General features: G+C 74.5%; 26 protein-coding genes and 1 pseudogene. 19 read left to right on the top strand and 8 right to left on the bottom strand.

The annotated features are described in order from the left end of the window. Window positions 1–18 precede the first annotated feature (18 nt). The 3 genes from ACU4ZT_RS02615 (at window position 19) to ACU4ZT_RS02625 (ending at window position 1,103) form a co-directional block, all read left to right on the top strand. A complete protein-coding gene (locus ACU4ZT_RS02615) occupies window positions 19–570 on the top strand; it encodes an ArsR/SmtB family transcription factor (RefSeq protein ID WP_414748430.1) in 552 nt (183 codons plus the stop codon). 122 nt (window positions 571–692) lie between these two features. Next, window positions 693–932 (top strand): helix-turn-helix domain-containing protein, encoded by a 240-nt coding sequence (locus ACU4ZT_RS02620; RefSeq protein WP_012299821.1) that lies wholly within the window; start codon window positions 693–695, stop codon window positions 930–932. A gap of 72 nt (window positions 933–1,004) precedes the next feature. Next, window positions 1,005–1,103, top strand: coding sequence for a 30S ribosomal protein bS22 (locus ACU4ZT_RS02625; RefSeq protein WP_003792170.1), 99 nt, complete (start codon window positions 1,005–1,007; stop codon window positions 1,101–1,103). A 194-nt stretch (window positions 1,104–1,297) separates the two neighbouring features. On the opposite strand, the gene ACU4ZT_RS02630 is transcribed toward ACU4ZT_RS02625, so the two are convergent. Then, window positions 1,298–2,050, bottom strand: coding sequence for an HAD family hydrolase (locus tag ACU4ZT_RS02630; protein ID WP_270980276.1), 753 nt, complete (start codon window positions 2,048–2,050; stop codon window positions 1,298–1,300). 88 nt (window positions 2,051–2,138) lie between these two features. Between ACU4ZT_RS02630 and ACU4ZT_RS02635 the strand changes: the two genes are divergently transcribed. The 8 genes and pseudogenes from ACU4ZT_RS02635 to ACU4ZT_RS02670 all read left to right on the top strand — a co-directional run bounded on the left by ACU4ZT_RS02635 (window position 2,139) and on the right by ACU4ZT_RS02670 (window position 9,581). After that, complete coding sequence (locus ACU4ZT_RS02635; RefSeq protein ID WP_063072441.1) at window positions 2,139–2,402, top strand: glutaredoxin family protein; 264 nt, start codon at window positions 2,139–2,141, stop codon at window positions 2,400–2,402. Between the two features lie 46 nt (window positions 2,403–2,448). Next, the gene (locus tag ACU4ZT_RS02640) at window positions 2,449–2,751 is read left to right on the top strand and encodes a Dabb family protein (protein WP_063072440.1); all 303 of its coding nucleotides are present in this window, start codon (window positions 2,449–2,451) and stop codon (window positions 2,749–2,751) included. A gap of 76 nt (window positions 2,752–2,827) precedes the next feature. After that, complete coding sequence (locus ACU4ZT_RS02645; RefSeq protein ID WP_270980273.1) at window positions 2,828–3,847, top strand: LacI family DNA-binding transcriptional regulator; 1,020 nt, start codon at window positions 2,828–2,830, stop codon at window positions 3,845–3,847. Between the two features lie 107 nt (window positions 3,848–3,954). After that, window positions 3,955–5,268 carry an MFS transporter gene (locus tag ACU4ZT_RS02650; RefSeq protein WP_270980271.1) on the top strand — a complete coding sequence of 438 codons (1,314 nt, stop codon included), beginning with the start codon at window positions 3,955–3,957 and terminating at the stop codon, window positions 5,266–5,268. Next, window positions 5,265–6,107, top strand: a complete 843-nt coding sequence (locus ACU4ZT_RS02655) for an alpha/beta hydrolase (protein WP_445337810.1) — start codon at window positions 5,265–5,267, stop codon at window positions 6,105–6,107. Before ACU4ZT_RS02650 ends, ACU4ZT_RS02655 begins: the two co-directional genes overlap by 4 nt. Then, on the top strand, window positions 6,104–7,318 hold the full coding sequence (locus ACU4ZT_RS02660) for a GDSL-type esterase/lipase family protein (protein ID WP_445337811.1): 1,215 nt from the start codon (window positions 6,104–6,106) through the stop codon (window positions 7,316–7,318). Before ACU4ZT_RS02655 ends, ACU4ZT_RS02660 begins: the two co-directional genes overlap by 4 nt. A 143-nt stretch (window positions 7,319–7,461) precedes the next feature. Next, window positions 7,462–8,031 (top strand): annotated as a pseudogene (locus ACU4ZT_RS02665) (ABC transporter ATP-binding protein); the annotation flags it as partial. After that, window positions 8,028–9,581, top strand: a complete 1,554-nt coding sequence (locus ACU4ZT_RS02670; RefSeq protein WP_445337812.1) for a hypothetical protein — start codon at window positions 8,028–8,030, stop codon at window positions 9,579–9,581. The pseudogene ACU4ZT_RS02665 and the gene ACU4ZT_RS02670, both read left to right, overlap by 4 nt. Window positions 9,582–9,651: 70 nt before the next feature. Here ACU4ZT_RS02670 and ACU4ZT_RS02675 read toward each other — a convergent pair whose 3' ends face one another. The 3 genes from ACU4ZT_RS02675 to aspS all read right to left on the bottom strand — a co-directional run bounded on the left by ACU4ZT_RS02675 (window position 9,652) and on the right by aspS (window position 12,307). Beyond that, the gene (locus ACU4ZT_RS02675; protein WP_063072435.1) at window positions 9,652–9,993 is read right to left on the bottom strand and encodes a DUF7882 family protein; all 342 of its coding nucleotides are present in this window, start codon (window positions 9,991–9,993) and stop codon (window positions 9,652–9,654) included. Window positions 9,994–10,172: 179 nt separating this feature from the next. Continuing rightward, a complete protein-coding gene (locus ACU4ZT_RS02680; RefSeq protein ID WP_063072434.1) occupies window positions 10,173–10,709 on the bottom strand; it encodes an AAA family ATPase in 537 nt (178 codons plus the stop codon). Between the two features lie 281 nt (window positions 10,710–10,990). After that, window positions 10,991–12,307, bottom strand: coding sequence for an aspartate--tRNA(Asn) ligase (aspS, locus tag ACU4ZT_RS02685; RefSeq protein ID WP_270980259.1), 1,317 nt, complete (start codon window positions 12,305–12,307; stop codon window positions 10,991–10,993). Window positions 12,308–12,413: 106 nt separating this feature from the next. Here aspS and ACU4ZT_RS02690 point away from each other — a divergent pair, with 106 nt between their 5' ends. Genes ACU4ZT_RS02690 through ACU4ZT_RS02700 form a run of 3 tightly spaced genes read left to right on the top strand, consistent with a single transcriptional unit; the run spans window position 12,414 to window position 14,760 of the window. Next, a complete protein-coding gene (locus ACU4ZT_RS02690) occupies window positions 12,414–13,214 on the top strand; it encodes a LamB/YcsF family protein (protein WP_445337813.1) in 801 nt (266 codons plus the stop codon). Beyond that, window positions 13,211–13,831 carry a 5-oxoprolinase subunit B family protein gene (locus ACU4ZT_RS02695; protein ID WP_414748424.1) on the top strand — a complete coding sequence of 207 codons (621 nt, stop codon included), beginning with the start codon at window positions 13,211–13,213 and terminating at the stop codon, window positions 13,829–13,831. Before ACU4ZT_RS02690 ends, ACU4ZT_RS02695 begins: the two co-directional genes overlap by 4 nt. Next, window positions 13,828–14,760 (top strand): 5-oxoprolinase subunit C family protein, encoded by a 933-nt coding sequence (locus ACU4ZT_RS02700; protein ID WP_445337814.1) that lies wholly within the window; start codon window positions 13,828–13,830, stop codon window positions 14,758–14,760. The genes ACU4ZT_RS02695 and ACU4ZT_RS02700 overlap by 4 nt, the downstream gene beginning before the upstream one ends. Window positions 14,761–14,811: 51 nt before the next feature. On the opposite strand, the gene ACU4ZT_RS02705 is transcribed toward ACU4ZT_RS02700, so the two are convergent. The 4 genes from ACU4ZT_RS02705 to ACU4ZT_RS02720 all read right to left on the bottom strand — a co-directional run bounded on the left by ACU4ZT_RS02705 (window position 14,812) and on the right by ACU4ZT_RS02720 (window position 19,753). After that, window positions 14,812–15,558, bottom strand: coding sequence for a DUF2510 domain-containing protein (locus ACU4ZT_RS02705; protein WP_445337815.1), 747 nt, complete (start codon window positions 15,556–15,558; stop codon window positions 14,812–14,814). A gap of 118 nt (window positions 15,559–15,676) precedes the next feature. Continuing rightward, window positions 15,677–18,172 (bottom strand): excinuclease ABC subunit UvrA, encoded by a 2,496-nt coding sequence (locus ACU4ZT_RS02710; RefSeq protein ID WP_270980252.1) that lies wholly within the window; start codon window positions 18,170–18,172, stop codon window positions 15,677–15,679. A 72-nt stretch (window positions 18,173–18,244) separates the two neighbouring features. Beyond that, on the bottom strand, window positions 18,245–18,457 hold the full coding sequence (locus ACU4ZT_RS02715) for a hypothetical protein (RefSeq protein WP_063072429.1): 213 nt from the start codon (window positions 18,455–18,457) through the stop codon (window positions 18,245–18,247). A gap of 249 nt (window positions 18,458–18,706) precedes the next feature. Then, window positions 18,707–19,753 (bottom strand): sigma-70 family RNA polymerase sigma factor, encoded by a 1,047-nt coding sequence (locus ACU4ZT_RS02720; RefSeq protein ID WP_063072428.1) that lies wholly within the window; start codon window positions 19,751–19,753, stop codon window positions 18,707–18,709. A gap of 316 nt (window positions 19,754–20,069) precedes the next feature. Here ACU4ZT_RS02720 and ACU4ZT_RS02725 point away from each other — a divergent pair, with 316 nt between their 5' ends. From ACU4ZT_RS02725 to ccsB, 5 genes are read left to right on the top strand one after another with little or no spacing between them, the layout of a single operon-like run. After that, window positions 20,070–20,714, top strand: a complete 645-nt coding sequence (locus tag ACU4ZT_RS02725; protein WP_270980249.1) for a histidine phosphatase family protein — start codon at window positions 20,070–20,072, stop codon at window positions 20,712–20,714. Beyond that, window positions 20,714–21,319: a TlpA family protein disulfide reductase gene (locus ACU4ZT_RS02730; RefSeq protein ID WP_063072426.1), complete on the top strand. Its 606-nt coding sequence runs from the start codon at window positions 20,714–20,716 to the stop codon at window positions 21,317–21,319. The genes ACU4ZT_RS02725 and ACU4ZT_RS02730 overlap by 1 nt, the downstream gene beginning before the upstream one ends. Continuing rightward, window positions 21,320–22,060, top strand: a complete 741-nt coding sequence (locus ACU4ZT_RS02735; protein WP_270980246.1) for a cytochrome c biogenesis CcdA family protein — start codon at window positions 21,320–21,322, stop codon at window positions 22,058–22,060. Further along, window positions 22,044–23,702 carry a cytochrome c biogenesis protein ResB gene (resB, locus tag ACU4ZT_RS02740; RefSeq protein ID WP_270980245.1) on the top strand — a complete coding sequence of 553 codons (1,659 nt, stop codon included), beginning with the start codon at window positions 22,044–22,046 and terminating at the stop codon, window positions 23,700–23,702. Before ACU4ZT_RS02735 ends, resB begins: the two co-directional genes overlap by 17 nt. Continuing rightward, window positions 23,699–24,697: a c-type cytochrome biogenesis protein CcsB gene (ccsB, locus tag ACU4ZT_RS02745; protein ID WP_414748419.1), complete on the top strand. Its 999-nt coding sequence runs from the start codon at window positions 23,699–23,701 to the stop codon at window positions 24,695–24,697. Before resB ends, ccsB begins: the two co-directional genes overlap by 4 nt. Window positions 24,698–24,717: the final 20 nt, after the last annotated feature.

Consider the following 24,717-nt stretch of genomic DNA (forward strand, 5'->3'; position numbering starts at 1 on the left):
ACGGAATACCCTTCGGGCATGGCTGACATCTTCGACGTCGTGTCGGATCCCACCCGACGCGACCTCCTCCGCGTGCTGCTCGACCGACGTGCCGTGCCCGAGGCGCCCACGGGGGAGATCAGCGTCTCCGAGCTCGTGCAGACCCTCGGGATCAGCCAGCCGACCGTGTCGAAGCACCTGCGCGTGCTGCGCGACATCGGCCTCGTGTCCGTCCGCGAGGAGGGGCAGCACCGCTACTACCGGCTGGAGCCCGCGCCGCTCGAGGCGCTCGAGGCCTGGGTCGCGCCGTTCGCGGCGGCCGATCGCGGCGCCGGCGGCGCGGTCGACGACGGCCGCGTCGATCCCGACACCGGGCTGCTCGGCGGCGGCCTCTCCGCGGATCCCGACGGCGACGGCGAGCACGACCCGGCCGGCTACCCGTTCGCCGCGTCGCTCGGTCGCATCTGGGCGGACACCCGCTACCAGGCGGCCGCGGCCGTGCACGACGCCACCCGCGTGGCGGGCAGCGCGGGCCAGGCGTCGCTCGGTCGGCTGCGCGGCCGGAAGGCGGGGAACTCCCGGGACGCGTGATGCAGGATGTGACACGATGGACAGGCGTCCATCCGGACCCCTAGACTCGCGCACCAGCGCCCGCATCGCGGGGGCTACGAGGTCCGTGAGCCGGTCACGCAGAACGAGGAGTCCATCCGCCCATGTCGCGTGACCTGTCCGACGTCCGATTCCTCACGGTGGCCGAGGTCGCCGAGATGATGCGCGTCTCCAAGATGACCGTCTACCGCCTCGTGCACTCGGGCGACCTGCCCGCCATCCGCTTCGGTCGCTCGTTCCGCGTGCCCGAGTCGGCCGTGCTCGCCGCGATCGACCCCTCGAACGCGGTGCCCGGCCAGCCCGGGGAGGCCTCGCGTCACTCCGGCATGTCGGATGTCGGCTAGACTCCTCTGAGGCTATTTTCCGCGGGTCACCAGAGCCCGCGTGTTCCGTCCGGCAACAGATGAGGTGCCCCTATGGGTTCAGTGATCAAGAAGCGTCGCAAGCGCATGGCGAAGAAGAAGCACCGCAAGCTGCTTCGCAAGACGCGCCACCAGCGTCGCAACAAGAAGTAGAGCGCACGCGTCCACGAGGGCGCTGAACGCGACGAGAGGACGCCGACCCGGAGACGGGGCGGCGTCCTCTTCGTCTGTCCGGGCGTGGGGCTGTCCGGGCGTGGGTCTGTGCGGGTGCGGGTCTGTCCGCCTGTGGTGGGCGCGGCGCGGGGGGTCGTGGGCGGGGAGGTCGCGGCCGGTCAGGGCGCGGACGGTCAGGGCGCGGCCGGGCCGCCCGCCTCCGCGGCCTCGCGGCGCACGCGTCGACGGGCGTCGCGGATGCTCGCGCGCTGCAGCCGCATCGACGGCCAGCCCGCGGCGCGCGCGTGGGCGGCCAGCGCCCGGTCCGGGTTCACCACCACCGGGTGGCCGACGAGCGTGAGCAGCGGGATGTCGTGCCGCGAGTCGGAGTACGCCCAGCACGCGGCCGGATCCGCCCCCGTGCGCGCGACGAGCGCTCGCGCCGCGGCGGCCTTGTGCTCGCCGTGCAGGAACTCGCCCGCGAGGCGGCCGGTGTACGCGCCGCCCGCGATCTCGAGCGCGCTGCCCAGCGCGCCGGTGAGGCCGAGCCGCCGCGCGATCACGTCGGCGAGGAACGACGGCGACGCCGTGACGAGCCAGACCTGGTGGCCCTTCGCGAGGTGCTCACGCGCGAGGTCGAGCGTCTCCGGCCAGACGGTGGCGGCGGTGTGGCGCTCGTACACGTCGTCGGCGAGCCGCGCCATCTGCGCGACGGTGACGCCCGTCACCACCTGGAGGCCGCGGGCGCGGGCGGATGCGAGGTGCCGGTCGTTCTCGCCGCGCGCCTTGAAGCGCGCGTGCTTCCACCCGGCGCCGACGATGTCCCGCGTCGAGAGGAGGCCCGCCGCGCGGAGCCCGCGCACGAGGTGGAAGGCGCTCGCGCCATGGATCAGGGTGTTGTCCACGTCGAAGAACGCGAGGACCGGGGCGACCGCCTGCTCGACCATGATCGGGCCAGCGTAGGCGACGCTCCCGCGCCCGGCCGCCGCCCGTCCCGGGAGCGGCGCGACGGCCGCGCTCGCCTACGCTGGGCGGATGAGCGCAACGGTCCTCACCCTCGTCGGCAAGCCCGGCTGCCATCTGTGCGACGACGCCCGCGACGTCGTCACCCGCGTGCTCGGGGAGCTCGACCCGGCGCGCGCCGCCGACGTCACGCTCGAGGAGCGCAGCATCCTCGACGACCGGGCGCTCGCCGACGAGTACGCGGAGGAGATCCCGGTGCTCCTCATCGACGGCCGCGTGCACAACCACTGGCGGATCGACGCCGACCGGCTGCGCGCCGCGCTCGTCGCCCGCTGACCCGGGCCGTCCGCCGACCCGCGTCGCGCGCGGCTAGGGTCGTCGCATGACCCTGCGCCACGTCGTCTCCTGGAAGCTCGCCGACCGCGACCCCGCCGCCCTCGACCGCGACGCGGCCCGCGCCGCCGAGGCCCTCGGCACGCTGCCGGCGCTGGTGCCCGGCATCCGCTCGTTCCAGGTGGGGCGCGACGTCGTCGGATCCGCCCGCAGCCACGACCTCGTGCTCATCGCCGACTTCGACGACCGTGCCGCCCTCGACGCGTACGACCAGCACCCCGAGCACCAGCGCGTCGCCGCCGTCGTGCGCAGCCTCGTGGCGTCCGCGGCATCGGTCGACTTCGAGGTCTGACGTCGTCGGCGACGACCGCGCGACCGCCCGGGACGGCAGCGCGCGTGGCCCCCGGCGACGCATCACCCTCGCGCAGGTGGCGGAGCGTGCCGGGGTGTCGCGATCCGCGGTGTCCTTCGCGCTGACGGGGCGGACCGACCAGCGCCTCTCGGCCGACACGATCGAGCGGATCCAGCGGGCCGCGGGCGACCTCGGCTACCGCCCGAACATGACCGCCCGCACCCTCCGCACCGGCCGGTCCGGCACGGTCGCGCTCGTCTCCGACTTCGTCAGCAGCACGTCGCACGCGAACTCGATGGTGCGCGGGGCGCTGGACGCGCTGCGGGAGCGGGACACGATCCTCTTCACCGTGGACACGCAGGGCGACGCCCGGCAGGAGGAGCAGCTCCTCGAGAGCCTCCTCGGGCGGACCATCGACGGCGTGCTCTATGCGTCCATGTTCACCCGCGTCGTCGAGCCGCCCGCCCTCCTCGACCAGGTGCCGCACGTGCTGCTGAACTGCGTGCCCGGGAGCGGGACGGCGTCGGCGGTGGTGCCGGACGAGGACACGGCCGGATCGGACGCCGCGCGCATGCTCCTCGACCTCGGCCACCGGGACCGGATCTGGTTCGTGGGCGGACTCCCCGCGGGCGTCACGGGCGGCCCGGCGTGGCGCGGATGGGCGCCGCTCGCGCTCGAGGAGCGGCTCGCGGGCGTGCGACGCGCGCTCGCCGAGGCGGGCGTGGAGCTCGCCGGCGTCCAGGACGTGGAGCGCGACTGGGACACCGCGGACGGGCGCGACGCCGTGGCGGCGCTCCTCGGATCCGGCGCCCGGCCGACCGCCCTCGTCTGCGCCAACGACGCCGTGGCCGCCGGTGCGTACCAGGCGCTGCACCGGAGCGGGCTCCGCGTCCCGGAGGACGTGTCGGTGGTCGCGTTCGACGGGAGCGCGATCAGCCGCGCGCTGGATCCGCCGCTCGCCTCGGTCGCGCTGCCGCAGCTGGAGCTGGGGCGCCGAGCGGTGGAGCTGCTGTTCGACCGGGAGGCGGCGCCTGCCGTGCACCGGATCCCGATGGTGCTCGCACCCGGCGCCTCGGTCGGGCCCGCCGCCTCCTGATCTCCGGGGAGAGTGCTTCCGTGGAGGTGCTAGATCGTTGTAGCATCCTGCGCGCGGCCGGTGCCCGACCGGCCCGCGATCTCACGACGCATACGAAGGAGTATGGGATGACTGCTGTCGAGGGGGCCCGGAGGGCCCCGAACGCCTGGTGGGTGGGCTTCGTGTGCGGCATGGCGACGTTCGTCGACGCCGCCGCGACGACGGGCGTGGGCATCGCGCTCGTGCTCTTCCTCGCGCCGCCGACCGGAGGGCCCGGGCTCACGGGCGCGGAGGTGGGCTATCTCACGGCCGTGCTCACCGCAGGCGTGGCCGCAGGCAGCCTGCTCGGCGGATGGGCGGGCGACCGGTTCGGTCGACGTCGCGTCTTCCTCGTCACGATGACGCTGATCGTGATCGGCTCGATCACGCCGTTCCTCGGCGTCTCGTCCGCGGCGCTGCTCCCCGGCATCGCGCTCATCGGCATCGGCGTCGGCGCCGACCTCCCCGTCGCGCTCGCGACCATCTCGGAGGCGGCGACCGACCGGAACCGCGGCAAGATCCTCGTCTTCTCGAACCTGCTGGGCGGGTTCGGGATCCTGCTGGCCGTGGTCATCGGCATCCTGTTCGGCCAGTCCGGGCCCACCGGCGGCCACGTGATGTTCGGCGCGTTCGGCGTCGTCGGCGCCCTCGTGCTGCTGATGCGGGCCACCATCCCCGAGTCGGCGTCGTGGCTCGTCGCGCGCCGCGAGCGCTCCGACGGCGCGCGCACCGTGCGGGCGCAGCGGGGACGGATCCGCGACCTCGGCCGGCCGGCGTACCGCCGCCCGTTCGCGACCCTGCTCGTCTACTACACGCTCGCGTCGCTGGCCATCAGCGTCGCCGGCAGCTTCGGCACGTACGTCGCGGTGAGCGTCGCGGGCGCGCGGGTCGACGAGTACCAGTCGTGGACGATCCTCGCGATGCCGGCCGCGGTGCTGGGCGCCCTGTGGTTCATGTCGGTCGCGGACACCCGCTTCCGGATGCCGTACTTCGTGGTCGGGTCGGTCGTGGTGGTCGCGGCGAACCTCATCCCGGTGGTGCTCGGCTTCAGCCTGCCGACGCTCGTCGTGTCGATCGTGCTCTCCACCTTCGCGGGCGCGTTCTGCTTCGAGACGATCATGAAGGTCTGGACGCAGGAGTCGTTCCCCACGCTGCTGCGGTCCACGGCGCAGGGCACCGTGTACGGGGTGGCGCGCTTCGCCACGGCCGGCCTCAACGCCGTGACCCCGGCGCTCCTCGCGCTGAACCCGCAGGGCGTCTACGTCGGCGTCTCGGCGGTCGCGGCGGCGGGCTTCCTCATCGGGTGGATCGGGTTCCGCCGCGCGCGCGGGACCGCGTTCGACGTCGAGGGCGACACCGTGCCCGCGACGGCGTCCGTGCGCACCGTGGAGGCGGTCGCGTGAGCGGCCCGGCCGGCGTGATGCGCATCCGTCCGTTCGAGGCGCGCGTGCGGGGCCTCGTGCTCCGCGGGTCGCAGCACCTGGTCGACGCCCCGGGACCCGGGCCCGTCGCGGTGCTGATGCACGGCTTCGGCGGCTCGCGGGTCGAGACGACGGGCGTGTTCGTGGCGCTCGCGCGGCGGCTCGCAGCGGAGGGGATCGGCGTGGTCGCCTACGACCGCGCGGGCCACGGCGAGAGCGACGGGGAGTTCCTCGACACCACGGTGACGGGCGACGTGGCCGACGCGCGGCGCGTGCTCGAGGCCGTGCGGGCGCTGCCGGAGGTGGATCCGGACGACGTGCACCTCGTGGGCATGAGCCTCGGCGCGGTCGTGGCGTCGGTCGTGGCCGCGGAGGAGACGGCGGCGGGGGCGCGGATCCGGTCGCTCGCGATGTGGTCGACCGCGGCGGTCTTCGTGGACGACATCCGCGGCGGCACCATCCAGGGCCGCTCGCTCGCGTCGCTCGACGCCGACGGCTGGTTCGACTTCGCCGGGATGCGCATGGGGCCGGCCATGCGGGACGACGCCCTCGGCTTCGACCCGTACGCGCGCGCCGCCGGATACGACGGCCCGGCCCTGCTCCTGCACGGGACGGAGGACTTCGTGCCCGTCGCGTACGCCCGGCGGTACCTGGAGCCCGACGCGCTCGGCGACCGGGCGGAGTTCGTGGTCGTCGACGGCGCGGACCACGGCTGGGCGCAGCTGCCGCAGCGCGACGAGGTGATCGCGCGGACGGTCGCGCACGTGCGGGCGCACGTCCGGACGCACGGTCGGGCGCACGTGGCGGGCGGGGCGGCGTGAGCGGCGAGGTCGTCGAGCTGGGCGGCGGATCCGTCCGCGTGCACGGCCATCTGGGGCTCGTGCCGGTGCCGGGCGGCGTGCGCCCGGTGCGGCTCCCCGTCGACCGGTGGCGCGACTTCCCGCCTGCCGGCGAGCTCCTGCGGGCGCAGGTCTCGACGGCGGCGGGCGTCCGGATCCGGTTCACGACCGCCGCCGACGAGGTGCGGCTCCGGGTGCGGTGCACTCGGATCCACTACGACGAGCTGCCGGGGCCGCGCAACACGTTCGTCGCCGAGGTCGACGGCCGCGACCTCGCGCCCGTGGAGGCGCCCGTCGACGTGGTGCGGCGCATCTCGCCCCTCGGCGACCGGGCGGAGGAGACCGCGTCGGGGGCGGAGGGCGGCGCGTCGACCGTCGTGCTCCGCGGACTCGGGCGCGAGCTCTCGACCGTCACGGTCTGGCTGCCGCAGGGGATGCTGGTCGACCTGCTAGGGATCGAGGCCGTGGGCGGCGCCGGGCCCGTGCGCGCCGCGGATCCGCTCGGGCTGCCGCGGTGGATCCACCACGGCAGCTCCATCAGCCACGGCGTGGAGGCGCCCGACCCGACGGGCCCCTGGCCCGTCGTCGCCGCGCGCCGCGCCGGCCTCGACCTGGTCGGCCTCGGCTTCGGCGGGCAGTGCATGCTCGACCCCTTCGTGGCCGATGCCATCGCCGACGAGCCCGCCGACGTGATCTCGCTGAGCGTCGGCGTGAACATCGTGGGCGCGCGGTCGATGGACCAGCGCACGTTCGTGCCCGCGCTGCACGGGTTCCTCGACCGGGTGCGGCGCGGGCACCCGGAGACGCCGATCGTGCTCGCGTCGTCGATCCTCTGGCCCGGGAGCGAGCACGTGCCCGGGCCGCCCGGGGTCGAGCTGCGGGAGGACGGGACGGTGCGCTGCTTCGCGGCGGGCGACCCGGCCGACGTGGGGCGGGGCGCGCTCACGTTGGCGGAGTCGCGGATCCACGTGGCGCACGTCGCGCGGGTGCGCACCGCGTCGGGGGAGCGGATCGCCCACCTCGACGGCCTCGCGCTGTACGGGCCGGACGACGTGGAGCGCTTCCCGCTGCCCGACGGGCTGCATCCGGATGCGGCGCTGTACGCGGAGATGGGGCGCAGATGGGCGGCGCGCGTCTTCGGCGACGGCGGGCTGGTGCCGCGCGCGGGCCGGGGCGCATCGGTCGGCGCCTGACGCGCACGCGGATGCGGGCACGGCCGGTGCCGGCACCCGGCCCGGCGCGTGTCGTGCGGGAGGATGGGCGCATGGCGGGAGCGGTCGAGGTCGAGCGGGTGTCGGTGGTCGTCGACGGGATCCCGCTGCTCCGGCCGACCGACCTGACCGCCTCCGCGAGCGAGGCCGTCGCCGTCACCGGACCGAACGGCGCGGGCAAGACGACGCTGCTGCGGGTGCTGGCGGGGCTGACGCGGCCGAGCACGGGATCCGTCCGCGTCGCCGGCCGGCCCGTCGACGAGCGGCGCGCGGAGTTCCGGCGGGCCGTGTCCGGGGCCGTCGGCCATCCGCCCGTCGCGCGCGACCTCACGCTCGCCGAGCACCTCGCCGTGATCGCCGCCTCGTGGGGCATGGACGCCGAGGAGGCGCGCGCCCGGGCCGCCGACCACCTCGAGCGCTGGCACCTGGCGCCGCTCGCCCGCCGCTTCCCGCACGAGCTGTCCTCCGGGCAGTCGCAGCTCGCCGCCCTCGCCATGGCGACCGTGCGGCCCTACGACGTGCTGCTCCTCGACGAGCCCGAGCAGCGGCTGGATCCCGACCGGCTCCAGCTGGTGATCGGGATCCTCCGCCAGGAGCTCGAGGCCGGGCGCACGCTCGTGCTCGCGACGCACAGCCCGGTGCTGCGGGACGCGGTGGCCCGCCGGAGCGTCGCGCTCCTCGGCGACGCGGCGTGAGGCCGAATCGCGCGCTCCGCGTCGTCCGCGGGATCCGGGACGAGCGCGGCGGCGCCTCCGCCATGGACGTCGCGTACGCCGTGTACGCGGGCGCGCTCGTGGTGCTCATCGTCGGCTTCCCTCTGCTGCGGGCGGTCGTGCTGGAGCTCGCGGAGCCGGCGGCCGCCGCCGCTCTCCGCGCGCACGGCCCGACCGCGACCGCCGCGGCGTGGGGGATCGCCGCCACGGCCCTCCTCGCGGCCGGCGGCGCGCGCGGTCCCGCGCTGCTGTCGCCCTTCCTCGCCTCGGCCCTCGGCGGCAGCGCGCTCCCGCGGGCGGTCGTGCTGCGGCGGCCCACCGCGCAGGCGTTCGTCGGCTGGGCGGCGCTCGGCGCGCTCGTCGCGGTGCTGCCGGCGATCGCGCTGCTCATCGCGGGCGACGCGGATCCGGTCCCGGTCGTCGCCTTCGCCGCGGGCGGGGCGCTCGCGGGCGTCGCGGTCGCGGGATGCTGGCTCCTCGGCCAACGGCTGGGCCCCGGGGCGCGAGCCGCGGTCGGCGCGGTGCTGCTCGGATCCACGGGGCTCGGCCTCCTGGCGCACGCGCCCGTGCCGCCGTGGGGCGCGCTCGCGGCGCTCTTCCCCGGGCCGGTCGCGGGATCCGCGGGGCCGGCGACCGGATCCGCGGGGCTGCCGGCGGGATCGGTCGCGGCGCTCGGCATCCTGGTCGCGCTCGCCGTCGTCGCGGTCGCGGCGGCCCCGCTGCTGCTCCGCGGGTTGCGCGGACCCGACCTCGTCGCGCAGGCCCGACGGTGGGAGGCGGCGACGACGCTCGCCACCACGGGCGACCTGGCGATGGCCGCCGGCGGCTTCCGGCCCGTGCCGCGGGTCGGGCGCGGGCTCGCCGCGGTGGGCGGGCGCTCGCTGCCCGCGCTGATCCTCCGGCGCGACGTCGTCGGATCCCTCCGCACGCCGGTCCGCGTCGCCGCGGCCGCCATCGGGATCGCGACCTCCGGCGGGCTGGTCGCCGCGGCCGTCGGCGGCGACGGGGTCGGGCGCTGGGGCCCGGGCGTCGCGGCGGCGCTCGTCGGCTTCCTCGCGCTCGGCGTGTGGGCCGACGGCTTCCGGCACGTGGTCGACGTGTCGTCCGCGCCACCGCTGTACGGGATCCCCACGGGCCGGCTGCTCGCGCTGCACGCGATCCTGCCCGCCGCGGCCGGGGTCGTGGGCGCGCTGGCGGGCGCGGGCGTCGCGGTGGCGCAGGGCGCGGATCCGGCCGGGCTCCCCGCCGCGCCCGGGGTCGCGTTGCTGCTCGTGGCGGTGCGCGCCTTCGACGCCGCGAAGGGGCCGCTGCCGCTCGAGGTGATGGCGCCCGTGGCCACCCCGGCCGGCGACGCCTCGGCGCTCGTGGTCGCGGCGTGGCAGGCGGACGCGCTCCTGCTCGCGGGTGGATCCACGCTGGCGGTCGTCGCGGCCACGGCGTCCGTGGGTCCGCTCGGCGCGGCGGTGGCGCTGCCGATCGCGGCCGGGATCGCCTACCGCGCCCGCCGCCGGATCGCGACGGCGCGCGACTAGGCCGGACGCGCCCCGGTGCCGGTGCCGGTGCCGGTGCCGGTGCCGCCGCCGGACGCGCGCGAGGCCGGCGTCAGTCCACGCCGAGCTCGTGCACGACGCGCGGGACGGCCTCGCGCTGCGGCGGCTCGGGCACCAGGTGCAGGCCGGCCGCGGTGTTGGCGCTGTCCATGAGCACGTCGACCCAGGCCGGGTTGATCGCCGGGGGCCGGCTGCCGGAGAAGCGGAAGTGCAGGGGGAGCTCGGGGGCGATCCAGACGGTGCTCCGCCCGTCGCCCTCGGCGGCCGGGTACTTCCACGAGAAAGCGAAGCTCTCCTTCCGGCGGAGCTTGTTGAGCATCACGATCTGGAGGTGGGCGAGCGCGCGGTCGTCGATCGTCGTGCGCGTCGACGTGTCGTAGATGAGCTGACCCACTGCTGGCCCTCCCGGATCGTGGTGATGTGCTGCACATTACGGCACGTGAGGAAAGCCGTGCGGGCGGGGACCGCGGGCGCGCCGACGAGCGGGCGCCCGATCCGACGAGGACGACGCCGGGAGGACGACGCCGGGAGGACGACGCCGGGCGGCCGACGCCGGGCGGCCGGCGGCGGGCGTCAGAACCCGAGCGCGGCACGCACCGCGCGGGCGACGTCGCGCGGCGAGACGCCGTCCGTCGCGATGACCGCCTCGGCGAGGTCCGCCCGCTCCTGGCGCGCGGCGAGGTCGCGGAACCGCGCCAGGTGCCACTCGCGCGCCGCCACGCGATCCGCGTCGTACCGGGACCGCAACCGCGCCTCGACGACCGCGTCGGACGCCGTGAGGCGCACGCACCGCACATCGATCCCGAGCGCCGCGCGGTACCTGTCGAGGTCGGCGCGCTCGGCGATCACGCCGCTGACCACCAGCTGCCGCGGCCCCGCCGCCCGGTACTCGGCCCAGGTGGCGGCCATGGCCTGCGCCTCGATCACCACGTTCTCCGGATCCCCCGCCGCCGTCGGCCACGACCGGTGGAACCAGTCGACGTCCATGAGCGCGAACGGCGTCCCGTCCGCTGCGAGGAGGTCGCCGAGGTGCTCGAGCACGGCGCTCTTGCCGACGCCGTAGGTGCCGTCGAGGAACACGGCGGGCGGGAGGGCGAGGTGGTCGGGCACGGCTCCATCCTGCCGGTCGCGTGCGCTGGGCCGGCTGCCGACCGGTCAGATGGCCAGGCGGAGGACGCGACGGGCCTCGATCTCCTCGAACGCCGCGCCGACCGCGTCGAGGCCCGTCGCGCGAGCGGCCCCGCCGCCCGGTACTCGGCCCTGGTGGCGACCATGGCCCGGCGGCTCCCCCGCGCGATGCGCATCCGGGAGCGCGCGGGTCGCGCGGGGTCCGGGAGACGCGGAACGGCCCGACCCCGCGAGGGGATCGGGCCGTCCGGTGGAGCGGGTGCCTACGGCGCGAGCCGGTTCGGGCCGCGGAACAGGTACGTGACCTCGCGCAGGTTCGACTGGTGCAGCAGCAGCATCAGCACGCGGTTGAGGCCCATGCCGAACCCGCCGTGCGGGGGCACGCCGTAGCGGAAGAAGTCGAGGTAGGAGCCGAGCTCCTCGGGGTCGAGGCCCTTCTCGCGGGCCTGCGCCTCGAGCACCTCGACGCGGTGCTCGCGCTGGGCGCCCGTGGTGATCTCGACGCCGTTCCAGATGAGGTCGTAGCTGTTCGTGATCGACGGGTCCTCGGCGTTCCGCATGTGGTAGAACGGCCGGATCGTCGACGGGTAGTCGGTGAGGAACACGAACTCGTGGCCGAACTCCTCCAACACGTGCGCCGCGATCTGGCGCTCGCCCTCGGGGTCGAGGTCGTCGTCGGCGCGGTCGATCACGTGGCCGCGCTTCGCGACGATGTCCTTGGCCTCGAGCAGCGGGATCCGCGGGAACGGGATGCTCGGCACGGTCACCTCCACGTCGAACAGCTCGCGGATCTCGTCGCCGTGCTTCTCCTTCACCGCGGTGAGCGCGGCGACGATGAGCTCCTCCTGGAGGCGGGCGACGTCCTCGTGGCTCTCGACCCAGCTGATCTCCGCGTCCACCGAGGTGAACTCGGTCGCGTGGCGCGAGGTGAAGGACGGGTCGGCGCGGAACGCCGGGCCGACCTCGAACATCTTGCCGAAGCCCGCGGACTGCGCCATCTGCTTGAAGAACTGCGGGCTCTGCGCGAGGTACGCGACGCCGTCGAAGTAGTCGACCTTGAACAGCTCGGCGTTCGACTCGGAGGGCGTGGCCATGAGCTTGGGGGAGAAGACCTCGATGAAGTCGTGCTCCACCCAGTAGGTGCGGAGCGCGTGCACGAGCGTGGTCTGCACGCGGAAGATCAGCGAGTTGCGGGGCGCGCGGAGGTCGATGAAGCGCCAGTCGAGGCGCTTGTCGATGGAGGAGTCGGCCGCGATGGGGGTCTCGGGGATGGCCGCGCCCGCGACCTCGATGCCGGACAGGCCGATCTCCAGGCCGCCGAGCTTCACGCGCTCGTCGTGCTTGAGCGTGCCGGTGGCGGTGAGGAACGTGCCGGCGGCGAGGCCGGAGATGGTGTCGGCGGTCTGGTCCTCGTCGCCCTGGCGCTTGTACGTGAGCTGCACCGCGCCGGACTCGTCGCGGAGGATCACGAACTGGATCTTCTTCTGGTCACGGACGGTCTCGACCCATCCGGAGACGGCCACGTCCCCGTCGTCGAGGGCGGCCAGGTTCTTGATGAGGGTGCGTGAGGTCACGGTCATCGAGTCTATCCGCGCCGCTGTCCGGCCGGTCGCCCCACGGGACGCCTAGCCTGGTGGGGACGGCGCCGCGGCCCGCGGCCGTCGCACCGGGTGCAGGGGGAACGCCATGCGGATCGACCTCAACAGCGACCTCGCGGAGTCGTTCGGCCGCTGGACCCTGGGCGACGACGACGCGATGCTCGCCATCGTCTCGAGCGCGAACGTCGCCTGCGGGTTCCACGCGGGGGATCCGCTCGTGATGCTGCACGCGCTCGAACGGGCGGCGCGGGACGGCGTCGCGGTCGGCGCGCACGTCGCCTACCGCGACCTCGCCGGGTTCGGCCGCCGCGACCTCGACGCCTCGCCCGCCGAGCTCACGGGCGACGTGCTCTACCAGCTCGCGGCGATCAGCGGCATGGCCCGCACGGTCGGCGCGCGCGTCAGCTACATCAAGCCGCACGGCGCCCTGTACAACCGCATCGCGCACGATCCCGTGCAGGCCCAGGCCGTCGTGGACGCGGTCGTGGCGCTGGATCCGACGCTCCCCGTGCTCGGGCTCCCCGGCTCCGAGATCCTCCGGCTCGCCGCCACCGCCGGGCTGCCGACGCGCGTCGAGGCCTTCGCCGACCGCGCCTACACGCCCGCGGGCGCGCTCGTGTCGCGGCGGCAGGAGGGCGCGGTGGTCCACGATCCGGCCGAGGTCGCGGCCCGCTCGGTGCGCATGGCGACGGAGGGCACGGTCGTGGCGGTCGACGGATCCGTCGTGCGGCTCGACCCCGACTCGATCTGCCTGCACAGCGACACCCCCGGCGCCGTGGGCCTCGCCAGGGCGGTGCGCGCGGCCCTCGAGGAGGCGGGCGTGGAGATCCGCCCCGTGCCCGACGCCGCCGACCGCGCCCTCCCCGCCCGCGACCGGCGCGCGCTGTGACCCTCCGCCTCCTGCCGTGCGGCGACGCCGCCGTCATGCTCGACCTCGACTCCCTCGACGAGGTCCTCCGGCTCCAGCCCGTGCTCGACGCCACGAGGCCGGCGGGCGTGGTCGACGTCGTGCCGGGCGCACGCAGCATCCTCGTCACGGTGGATCCGCACGTGCTCCCGGTGGCTGCCGCCCGCGCCTGGGCCCTCGCCGCGACGCCCGCCGACGAGGCAGGGGCGCGCGGGGGCGAGCCCGTCGAGATCGACGTGGTCTACGACGGCGAGGACCTGGCCGACGTCGCCGCGCTCCTCGGCATCGACGCGCGCGAGGTCGTCCGGCGTCACACCTCCGGCACCTGGACGGTCGCGTTCGGCGGGTTCGCGCCGGGCTTCGGGTACCTCGCCGGCGTCCCCGGACTCGTGGTGCCGCGCCGCGCGTCGCCGCGGCCGCGCGTCCCCGCGGGCGCCGTCGCGCTCGCGGGCGAGTTCAGCGGGATCTACCCGCGCGCCTCCCCGGGCGGCTGGCAGCTCATCGGCACCACGACCGCGGTGCTGTGGGATCCGGAGCGCGAGCCGGCGGCGCTCCTCCAGCCCGGATCCGCCGTGCGCTTCCGCGAGGTCGGGGCGTGAGCGCGCCCGGGACCGTCGGGCCGGCCCCCGGGCGCCGCGGCCGTCGCGCGACGACCGCCGCCGCGCCCGCGCTCGTCGTCGAGCGCACCGGCCCGCTGATGCTCGTGCAGGACGCCGGACGACCCGGCCACGGCGGCATCGGCGTCTCGCCCTCCGGCGCGCTGGATCCGCGCGCCCTCGCCGACGCCAACCTCCTCGTCGGCAACGCGCCCGGCACCGCGGGCCTCGAGATCGTGCTCGGCGGCGCCGTGCTGCGCGCGACCGCGGCCGTGTGGGTCGCCGTGACAGGCGCCGTCGGCCCGCTCGCGCGCACGGTCGGCCGGGAGGCGCGTCCCGCGCCCTACGCCCGGGCGATGCTGCTCGACGCGGGCGACGTGCTGGAGGTGGGCGCCGCCGAGCGCGGCATCCGCTGGTACCTGGCCGTCCGGGGCGGGATCGACGTCCCGCCCGTCCTCGGATCCCGCGCCACCGACCTGCTCTCCCGCGTGGGTCCGGCGCCGGTCGCGGTCGGCGACGCGCTGCCCGTCGGATCCGCGGTCGCCGGCCCCGTCCCGCCCGTCGACTCGCTGCCGGTCTCCGCGCCCGCCGACGGCGAGGTCGTCCTCCGCGTCTCGCCCGGCCCGCGCCTCGACTGGTTCGTCGACGGATCCTGGGACGCCCTCCTCGACGGGACGTGGGAGGTCACGGCGGAGGCCGACCGCGTGGGCGTCCGGCTCGACGGCGCACCGCTCGAGCGGCGGATCCCCGGCGAGCTCCCCAGCGAGGGCGTCGTCACGGGCGCGCTCCAGGTGCCGCCATCGGGCCGGCCGATCCTGTTCCTCGCCGACCACCCCATGACGGGCGGCTACCCGGTGATCGGCGTGGTCGCCCGCGACGACGTCCGGCTGGCCGCGCAGCTGCGCCCCGGCCAGCGCATCCGGCTCGTGTGAGCGGACGCGCCGACCGGGGCGCGGGGCGTGCGGCGGGCGGGTGCCCGCAGATCAGTAGCCGCGGGGGCTGTACCGCTGCATCGTGTCCAGGAGGACACCGACGCCCTTCGCGATCGCGATGATGGACACGAGCGCGTTGAGCCCGATCCAGACCCAGATCGGCGTGAGCGCGGAGGACGGCGCGCCCTCGATCCGGCGGCGCACGACGATCGACCGGCCGATGAGGTACACCCCGCCGTTGACGGGGATGAACGCCCACGCCCAGTGGAAGGGCTTCACGATGCCGCGGCGCGTGAGGTCCCGCCAGTCGAAGAACGCGAGGACGACCGTCGCGCCCCACAGGAGGAACTGCAGGAAGTTGAGGAGCGCGGACGTCACGGCGGCCTCGGGGCTGATCCCGCGCGGGCTCGAGTCCAGCAGGCTGCGGTAGTCCACGCTGAGCGAGATCACGAGCGAGACCACCGGCAGCGCCGCGAGCACCCAGATGGCCCAGGTCCACGGCGAGGTGCTCGCGGGCACCTGCGGCGGCGGGGTCGGTGCCGCGTAGGCGGCCTGCGCGTACGGCTGCTGCGCGTACGTCTGCTGGGCGGAGGGCTGCTGGGCGTAGGGCTGCTGCGCGTACGGCTGCGACGCCGCCTGGCCGTCCGACGCGCCGGACGCCGCACCGGCACCAGCGCCCGGCGCATCCGTCAGGTGGTCGGTCCAGCGCGTGCCGTCCCACCAGCGCAGGCGGTCGGATCCGGCGGGGTCCGCGTACCAGCCCGCGGGCGTGGAGGGTGTTCCGGTCGAGTCAGTCACGAGGTGCTCCTAGGGAAGAGGTGCGGATGCCGTCGGGCGTCGACGCGCGCGGGCGCGGACGCCGGAGGTCAGACTACCGACGCGGGCCGGGGGCCGCGATGGCACGCGGGGCCGCCGCTCAGGACGCGTCGAGCCGGCGGGCGAGGTAGGGGGCGGTGCGGCTGCCGGCCGTGTCCGCGACCTCGCGCGGGGTGCCCTGCGCCACGATGCGTCCGCCCTGGTCGCCGCCCGACGGCCCGAGGTCGATGACCCGGTCGGCGTCCGCCACCACGTCCATCTCGTGCTCCACCACCACGACCGTGTTCCCCGCGTCGACGAGTCCCTGCAGCTGGCGCAGGAGCAGCACGACGTCCGCCGGATGCAGCCCCGTCGTCGGCTCGTCGAGCAGGTAGAGGGTGTGGCCGCGGGGCGCGCGCTGCAGCTCGGTGGCCAGCTTGATCCGCTGCGCCTCTCCGCCCGACAGCTCCGTGGCGGGCTGGCCGAGCCGCAGGTAGCCGAGGCCCACGTCGCGGAGGGTCGCGAGGGCGCGCGCCGCGAGCGGCACGTCGGCGAGGAACCCGTGCGCCTCGTCGACCGTCATCGCCAGCACGTCCGCGATCGAGCGCCCGCGGTACTCGATCTCGAGCGTCCCGGGCTCGTATCGGGCGCCGTGGCAGGTGGGGCACGGTCCGTAGGAGCCGGGCAGGAAGAGCAGCTCGACGGTCACGGATCCCTCGCCCTGGCAGGTCTCGCACCGCCCGCCCGCGACGTTGAAGGAGAACCGCCCGGCGCCGTAGCCGCGCGCCCGCGCCTCGTCGGTCGCCGCGTAGGTGCGCCGGACCGCGTCGAAGAGCCCCGTGTAGGTGGCGAGGGTCGAGCGCGGCGTGCGGCCGATGGGGCGCTGGTCGACCGCGACGAGCCGGTCCACCGCCTCGGCGCCCTCGACCCGGGCGATGCGGGCGGGTCCGGACGCGTCGTCGGGCGCGTCCCCGTCCGCGTCGTCCCCCGGCTCGACCACCACGCGGTCGGGCGCGAGCGAGGCCCGCAGCAGGTCCGGCAGCACGCGGCTCACGAGCGTCGACTTCCCGGATCCGGAGACGCCCGTCACCGCGACCATCACGCCCAGCGGGATCTCCACGTCGAGGTCGACGAGGTTGTGCAGCGTCACGCCCGTGGCCCGGATGCTCCCGGTGGGCGTCCGCGGCGTGCGCTCCGCCCGCGCCGGCGCCAGGTCGGGGAAGAGGTGCGGCCGCGTCGCCGATCCCTCCACCTCGCGGAGCCCGTCGACCGGCCCGCTGTAGACGACGGATCCGCCCGCCTGCCCCGCGCCCGGCCCCACGTCCACGATCCAGTCGGCCCGCCGCACGACCTCCATGTCGTGCTCGACCACGAAGACCGAGTTGCCGGAGTCGCGCAGCTGCTCGAGCACCTCGAGGAGCGGCTCGGCGTCGGCGGGGTGCAGCCCGGCGGACGGCTCGTCGAGCACGTACACGACCCCGAACAGCCCCGACCGCAGCTGCGTCGCGAGCCGGAGCCGCTGCATCTCACCGGGCGACAGCGTCGTCGTGACGCGGCCGAGGCTCAGGTAGCCGAGCCCGAGGTCCACCAGCACGGCGAGGCGCGCGACGAGGTCGGTCGTGATCGTCACGGCCACGTCGCCCATGCCGTCCGTCGGCGCGATGGCCGTCGCGAGGTCCGCGAGCGTCAGCGCGTTGAGCTCCTGGATGCTGCGGCCGGCGAAGGTCACGGCCAGCGCCTCGGGCGTCAGCCCGCTCCCGCCGCACCGCTCGCACGTGCCGGACACCATGTGCGCGAGCGCCGCCTCGCGGAGACGCGGGCTCGACGAGTCGGCCAGCGTGTGCAGCACGTAGGAGCGCGCGCTCCAGAAGCGCCCGTTGTACGGCTTCGCCACCCGGTCGCGCTGCGGCGTGATCTGCACCACGGGCTGCTCCTCGGTGAAGAGGATCCAGTCCCGTCGCTCCTGCGGCAGCTCGCGCCACGGCACGTCCACGTCGTAGCCGAGCGCGATGGCGATGTCGCGCAGGTTCTTGCCCTGCCAGGCGCCCGGCCACGCGGCGATCGCGCCGTCGCGGATCGACAGCGACGGATCCGGCACGAGCGATGCCTCGGTCACGGTGTGCGCGACGCCGAGGCCGTGGCACACGGGGCAGGCGCCCGCGGCGGTGTTGGGGGAGAAGGCGTCGGAGTCGAGCCGGCCCTGCCCGGCGGGGTAGGCGCCCGCGCGCGACATCAGCATCCGCAGCGAGTTGGACAGCGTGGTCACGGTGCCGACGGTCGAGCGCGTGCTCGGCGCTCCGCGGCGCTGCTGGAGCGCGACCGCGGGCGGCAGGCCGGTGATGCTCTCGACGTGCGGCGTCTGCTCCTGCCGGATCAGCCGACGGGCGTACGGCGCGACCGACTCGAAGAACCGCCGCTGGGCCTCGGCGTAGACGGTGCCGAACGCGAGCGACGACTTGCCGGATCCGGAGACGCCCGTGAAGGCGACGATGCGGTCGCGCGGGATGTCCACGTCCACGTCCCGGAGCGTGTTCTCCGACGCGCCCCGCACACGCACGAAGCCGTCCGCGCGGTCGTCGGCGGCGGAGGCGGGCGGGGTCTTTCCGGAGGGAGGCACCTGCTCGACCCTATCCCCGGCGACCCGCGGTGCCGACCGGCCGCCGGAGGGGCAGCGCGGTCGGGAGGGCGGTCAGGACAGGGCGGCGCGCGCCTCGGCGAGGGTGGGGAAGTCGCCGACGTCGCGGCCGAGGCGGTCGGTGACGTGGAAGCCCGCGCCCCACCGCTCCTCGCTCATGCCGGCGAACTCGTCGCCGCGTCGGGCGACCCAGAGCCCTGCGGCGACGGGGGACCAGCTGATGCGGGGGACGTCGGTGACGCCGGGTGCGGCCTGCGTGAGAGCCATGGCTCCTCCTTCTTCGCGGCTCGTCGTCGAGCTCGCTTCGTGTCGTCCGCGGCGTTGATGCGCGCCGTCGGAGGGGTGGGAAACAACTGTATGCGCACTAACGACTAGCGGGCGTAGTACTCGGCGGATCCGCAGGAACACGGGCGCCCGTGGGCATGCGGATCCGGCCCGGACCCGGGCGTCGATGCGCCGCGCACGCGCGAGGGCCGCCCGCGACGCAGCGCGGACGGCCCTCGGGATGCGGCGGGATCAGCCGCGGATGTACGTCTCCAGCTCCGGGATGCGGAGCTTCGCGAGGCACTTCTTCTCGATCTGGCGCACGCGCTCGCGCGTCACGCCGAGCTGCTGGCTCACGTACGCGAGCGAGCGCGGCTCGAGTCCCGCGAGGCCGAAGCGCATGCGCACGACCTCGGCGTCGCGCTCGGCGAGCCCGTCGATGAGGCGCGTGACGTGCGCGGCCATGAGCTGCTGCGTCACCACGTCGATGGGCTGCGTGACGTCGGCGTCCTCGATGAGGTCCGCCATCTCGGTGTCGCCGTCGCCGCCGCTGCCGCCCACGAGGACCTGCAGCGACATGGGCTCCTGCGCGCGGTCGAGCAGGTAGCGCACCTTGGTGACCGGCGTGTCCGACTCGCGCGCGATCTCCTCCATGGAGGGGTCCCGGCCGAGCTCCACCGCGAGCTCGCGCTGCACCGCGTTGATGCGGTTGATGTGCTCGACGGTGTGCACGGGGATCCGGATGGTGCGGCTCGTGTCCGCCATGCCGCGGGTGATGGACTGCTTGATCCACCACGACGCGTAGGTCGAGAACTTGAAGCCGGCCTGGTAGTCGAACTTCTCGACCGCCCGGACGAGGCCCATGTTGCCCTCCTGGATGAGGTCCAGGAACGGCAGGCCGCGGCCGGTGTAGCGCTTGGCGATGCTGACGACGAGGCGCAGGTTGGCGTTCACGAGGTGCTGCTTGGCGCGCATGCCGTCCTGGGCCAGCGTCTGGTACTCGCGGCGCTCGGCGGGCGTCAGGTCGGTGCGGGTGTCCAGCACCTCCTGGGACAGCACGCCCACCTCGATGCGGCGGGCGACGCTCACCTCCTGCTCGGCGGTGAGGAGCGGCACGCGGCCGATCTGGCGGAGGTAGTCCTTGACGGCATCGGTGCTGGCACCGGGCGTGACGAGCGAGGGCTCGGGGAGGTCGGAGTCCGCGTACGGATCGACGGGGCCGACGGCCTCGATCGGATCGAGGGCGGAATCGGTGCTGGTGGTGTCGGTGGCCGTGGGCCTGGTCGGTGTCATCGTCATGGTGCCCGTTCCTTCCGCGCCGTCCCGGACGGCATCGTCATGCGGGCCCGCGTCCGTTAGACGGGGGTCTCTGCGAGGTCCCGTGTGCCACGGGGCTCTCGCCGGGAGGTCGGATCACGACCTCGAGCACCTAACTTAGCGTGCGATTCCTTTGGGGCCCAATCATTCGTATACGCATGTAAGAACCGGTCGGAGTCGGAGGCGAAGCACCGGCCCCCGCCGGTGCGCCCAATCGTATTGCGGACGAATGATTCGCGCATGGGGTTGCGCTCGCTGCTCGGCGGTTGTACATCCGCGCGACACCTACACTTGACAGGTGGTCGCCTCACGAATCCATCTCGTCCGTCACGGCGAGGTGCACAACCCCGACGGAGTGCTCTACGGACGCATCCCGGGATACGGCCTCTCCGACCTCGGCCACCGCATGGCCGACGCGGCCGCGCAGGCCCTGGAGGACGCCGGAGCACCCGTCAACCGCGTCATCGCCTCCCCGCTGCAGCGCGCGCAGGAGTCCGCCGCACCCTGGGGCGAGCGCTTCGCCCTGGAGGTCGCGACCGACGAGCGCGTCATCGAGCCCACCAACCGCTTCGAGGGATCGCGCTTCCCCTCGCCCGCCCGCATCGCGCGCTCCCCGCGCCTCTGGCCGCTCGTCGTCGACCCGGTGAAGCCGAGCTGGGGCGAGTCGTACCGCTCCATCGCCGCCCGCATGGCGGAGGCCGTCAAGGCCGCGCACCGCTCGGTGCCGGACGGCGACGTCGTCATCGTCAGCCACCAGCTGCCCATCTGGATGGTGCACCTCTCCCTCGCGGGCGAGCGCCTCTTCCACGACCCGCGCAAGCGCCGCTGCGCGCTGTCGAGCATCACCACGGTGGAGCGCGTGGGCGACCGGTTCGTCGAGACCGGCTACATCGACGCGGCGGCCGGCCTGTCCGACCTCGCGGTCGACGAGGGCGCGGTCTGATGCCCGTCCGCCGCCGCACCGTCCTCGCCGCCGTCGGGTCCGCCGCTCTCGCCGCGGTCGCGCTCACCGGCTGCACGCAGGATCCGCTCGCGGCCGAGTTCCGCGCGGGCGACAACAAGCGCTACATCGCGGGAGACGGCACGTTCACGGAGGTGCCGCTGTCCGACCGCGCCGCCCCGGTCGACTTCTCCGGCACCCTCGCCGACGGCACCGAGGTGTCGTCCGACGCGTACCGGGGATCCGTCACGGTGGTCAACTTCTGGTACGCCGAGTGCCCGCCCTGCCGCCTCGAGGCGAAGGACCTGCAGGCCGCGAGCGTGGAGCACGCGCCCGACGGCGTGAAGTTCCTCGGGGTGAACACGCGCGACCGGGCACCGAACGTCGAGTCGTTCGACTCCACCTACGGCATCACCTACCCGTCCGTCCTCGACGTCGAGGACACGAGCATGCAGCTCGCGTTCGCCGGCACCATCGCGCCGAACGCCGTGCCCGCCACCATCGTGCTCGACCGCCAGGGTCGCGTCGCCTCGCGGGTGCTCGGGAAGATCGACCCCGGGGTGCTCCGCACGCTCGTCTCCGACACGGTCGCGGAGCCGGCGGGCTAGGTGGATCAGATCCAGAGCGCCCTCTCGGGCCAGCTCCTCGTCGCGGTGCCGCTGGCGCTGCTCGCGGGCCTGGTCTCGTTCGCCTCCCCCTGCGTGCTGCCGCTGGTGCCCGGCTACCTCGGCTACATCGGCGGCATGGCCGAGGCCAAGGGCGGATCCGCGACGCGTCGCCGCCTGCTCCTCGGCACGGCGCTGTTCGTGCTCGGCTTCTCCGCCGTCTTCATCGTCACCACGCTCGTCTCGGCCACCGCCGGCTTCTGGCTGATGCGCTGGCAGGACCTCATCACGCGGATCCTCGGCGTCGTCCTCATCGTCATGGGGCTCGTCTTCACCGGGCGGCTCGGCTTCCTCCAGCGGCAGGTGAAGAGCTCGTGGCGGCCGGCCACCGGGCTCGCGGGCGCACCGCTGCTCGGCGTCGTGTTCGGCATCGGCTGGGCGCCCTGCATCGGCCCGACCCTCGCCGTCGTCATCTCGATGAGCCTCACGTCCGCCGATGCGGGCCGCGGCGTGCTGCTCGGCGTCGCCTACTGCATCGGGCTCGGCGTGCCATTCCTCCTCGTGGCCCTCGGCCTCGGCTGGATGACGCGCACCGTCGGGTTCCTCCGCCGCCACATCCGCACCGTGAACCTCGTCGGGGGAGCGCTGCTCGTCCTCATCGGCGTGCTCATGGTCTCCGGCCTCTGGTCGGCGTGGATGCTCCGCCTCCAGGGGGTGATCGCCACGTATGTCCCGGCCATCTGACCACGTCGACTCTCCGCAGCGGGCCCCGCGCCCATCCTCCGCCGCTGGCGCGGCCATCGAGCAGCCGAAGCTCGGCTTCCTCGGCACGCTCCGCTGGGCCTGGCGGCAGCTCACGAGCATGCGCACGGCGCTGTTCCTGCTGCTCATGCTCGCGTTCGCGGCCATCCCCGGATCCCTGGTGCCGCAGCGCAGCTCCGACCCCAACGGCGTCACGCAGTTCCGCTTGGACAACCCGGACCTCTACCCGGTCCTCGACTGGTTGCAGGTGTTCGACACCTACAGCTCGGTCTGGTTCTCCTCCATCTACCTGCTGCTGTTCATCAGCCTCATCGGCTGCGTCGTGCCGCGGGCCAAGCACCACTTCGACGCGCTCCGCCAAGCGCCCCCGAAGACGCCGGCGCGCCTGTCCCGCCTGGCCGGCTACACGACGCGGACGACCACGGGGGATCCGGTCGAGGCTATCCGCCAGGCCCGCGCGCTCCTCACGAAGCAGCGCTACCGCACCCTGCTCGTCGACGACGCGTCGGCCTCCGGCGGCGTGCTCTCCGTCTCGGCCGAGCGCGGGTACCTGCGCGAGACCGGCAACCTCGTGTTCCACTCGGCGCTCGTGGGGATCCTCATCACGGTCGGCGTCGGCGGCGGCTTCGGGTACTCCGGGCAGAAGGTGCTCGTCGAGGGCCAGTCGTTCGTGAACACGCTCTCGACCTTCGACTCGTTCAACCCCGGCCGGTTCTTCGACGACTCCGCGCTCACCCCGTACCGCGTGAAGCTGAACGCGCTGCACGTGCAGTACGAGCAGGAGAACCCGAACGCCATCGGCCAGCCGCTCGACTTCACGGCCGACGTCACCGCCGACGTGCCCGGAGGCCAGCCGCAGGACCGCGAGGTCAAGGTGAACGACCCGCTCGCCATCGGCGGCACCGACATGTACCTGCTCGGCAACGGGTACGCGCCGCACGTCACGGTGCGGGATCCGGAGGGCAAGAGCGTCTACAGCGCCGACGTGCCGTTCCTCCCGCAGGACGCGAAGCTCATGTCCCAGGGCGTCGTCAAGGTGCCGGACGGGCTGCGCGAGCAGGTCGGCATGATCGGGTTCTTCTACCCGACGCTCGACGACTCGAAGACGCCCTTCAGGTCCTCCTACCCGGATCTCGACAATCCCGTGCTGACGCTGAACGTCTACACGGGCGACCTCGGGATCAACGCGGGAGTGCCCACCTCCGTCTACAACCTCCAGGTCAACGAGCTGACCCAGCTCACGGGCGGGCGGACGGGCGTGCAGGCGCTGCGGATGTCGCCCGGGCAGACCGTCGACCTGCCCGACGGGCTCGGCACCGTCACCCTCGACGCCGTGCCGCGCTTCGTCTCGTTCGACGTGCACCACGACCCGACCCAGGGCTGGGTGCTGCTGTTCGCGATCCTGATCCTCGGCGGCCTGCTCACGTCCCTGTTCGTGCCGCGTCGGCGCGTCTGGGTCAAGGCGGTGCCGCAGGCGGACGGATCCACCACCCTCGAGTACGCCGGGCTCGCCCGCGGCGAGGACCCCACGCTGGAGGCCGCGGTCGCGGCGCTGGCGGACAAGCACGTGGCCGGCCTCGCGCCGGGCACGGTGTCAGATGCAGAAGTTAGGCTCCCCTCGTGAACACGGCCATGCTCGACGACGTCTCCCTCATCGCGCTCCTCGTCGCGATGGGACTCTACGCGGCCGCGTTCATCGCGTTCGCCCTCGACCTCGCGCGCCGCTCCGCGCTCGTCGCCGACGCCGCCACGGCGCGGCAGCCCTCCGCCGTCGGCGCCACCGCGGCCCGTCGCGGCGGCACCGCCACCCTCGAGCGCGAGCCCGCCTCCTCCGGGCCGGACGCGCCCGTGGCCGCCGGCAGGTCCCTCAGCCTCAACGTCGCCATGGTGCTGCTCGTCGTCGGCTTCGTGGCGCATGCCGTCGCGACCGTGCTCCGCGGGCTCGCGGCCTCGCGGGTCCCGTGGGCGAACATGTACGAGTTCGCCATGACGGGCACGCTGCTCATCCTCAGCGTCTACCTCATCGTGCTCACGCGCCGCGACCTGCGGTTCCTCGGCACGTTCGTCACGGGGCTCATCCTCATCCTCCTGGGCGTCGCCGTCGTGCAGTACCGCGTCGAGGTGTCGCCGCTGCCGCCGTCGCTGCAGTCGTACTGGCTCGTGATCCACGTCTTCGTCGCCGCCCTCGGCACCGGGTTCTTCGCGCTCGCCTTCGCGCTCTCCGGCGTGCAGCTGCTGCAGTTCCGGCGCGAGTCGCTCGCCGCCGATGCGAAGGCGGCGAAGATGCGCTTCCTCGCGACCCTGCCCGACTCCGTCACGCTCGAGTCGATGGCGTACCGCCTCAACATCGTGGGCTTCATCTTCTGGACCTTCACGCTCATGGCCGGCGCCATCTGGGCCGAGCGCGCGTGGGGTCGCTACTGGGGCTGGGACACCAAGGAGGTCTGGACCTTCATCATCTGGGTGCTCTACGCCGGCTACATCCACGCGCGGGCCACCCGCGGCTGGCGCGGATCGCGGTCGGCATGGCTGGCGGTCATCGGGTTCTCCGCCGTCATGTTCAACTTCGGCGTCGTCAACGTCTTCTTCAAGGGCCTGCACACCTACAGCGGCCTGTAGGCGGCGCCCGGCCGCTCAGC

This window comes from Clavibacter davisi, from assembly GCF_052751415.1.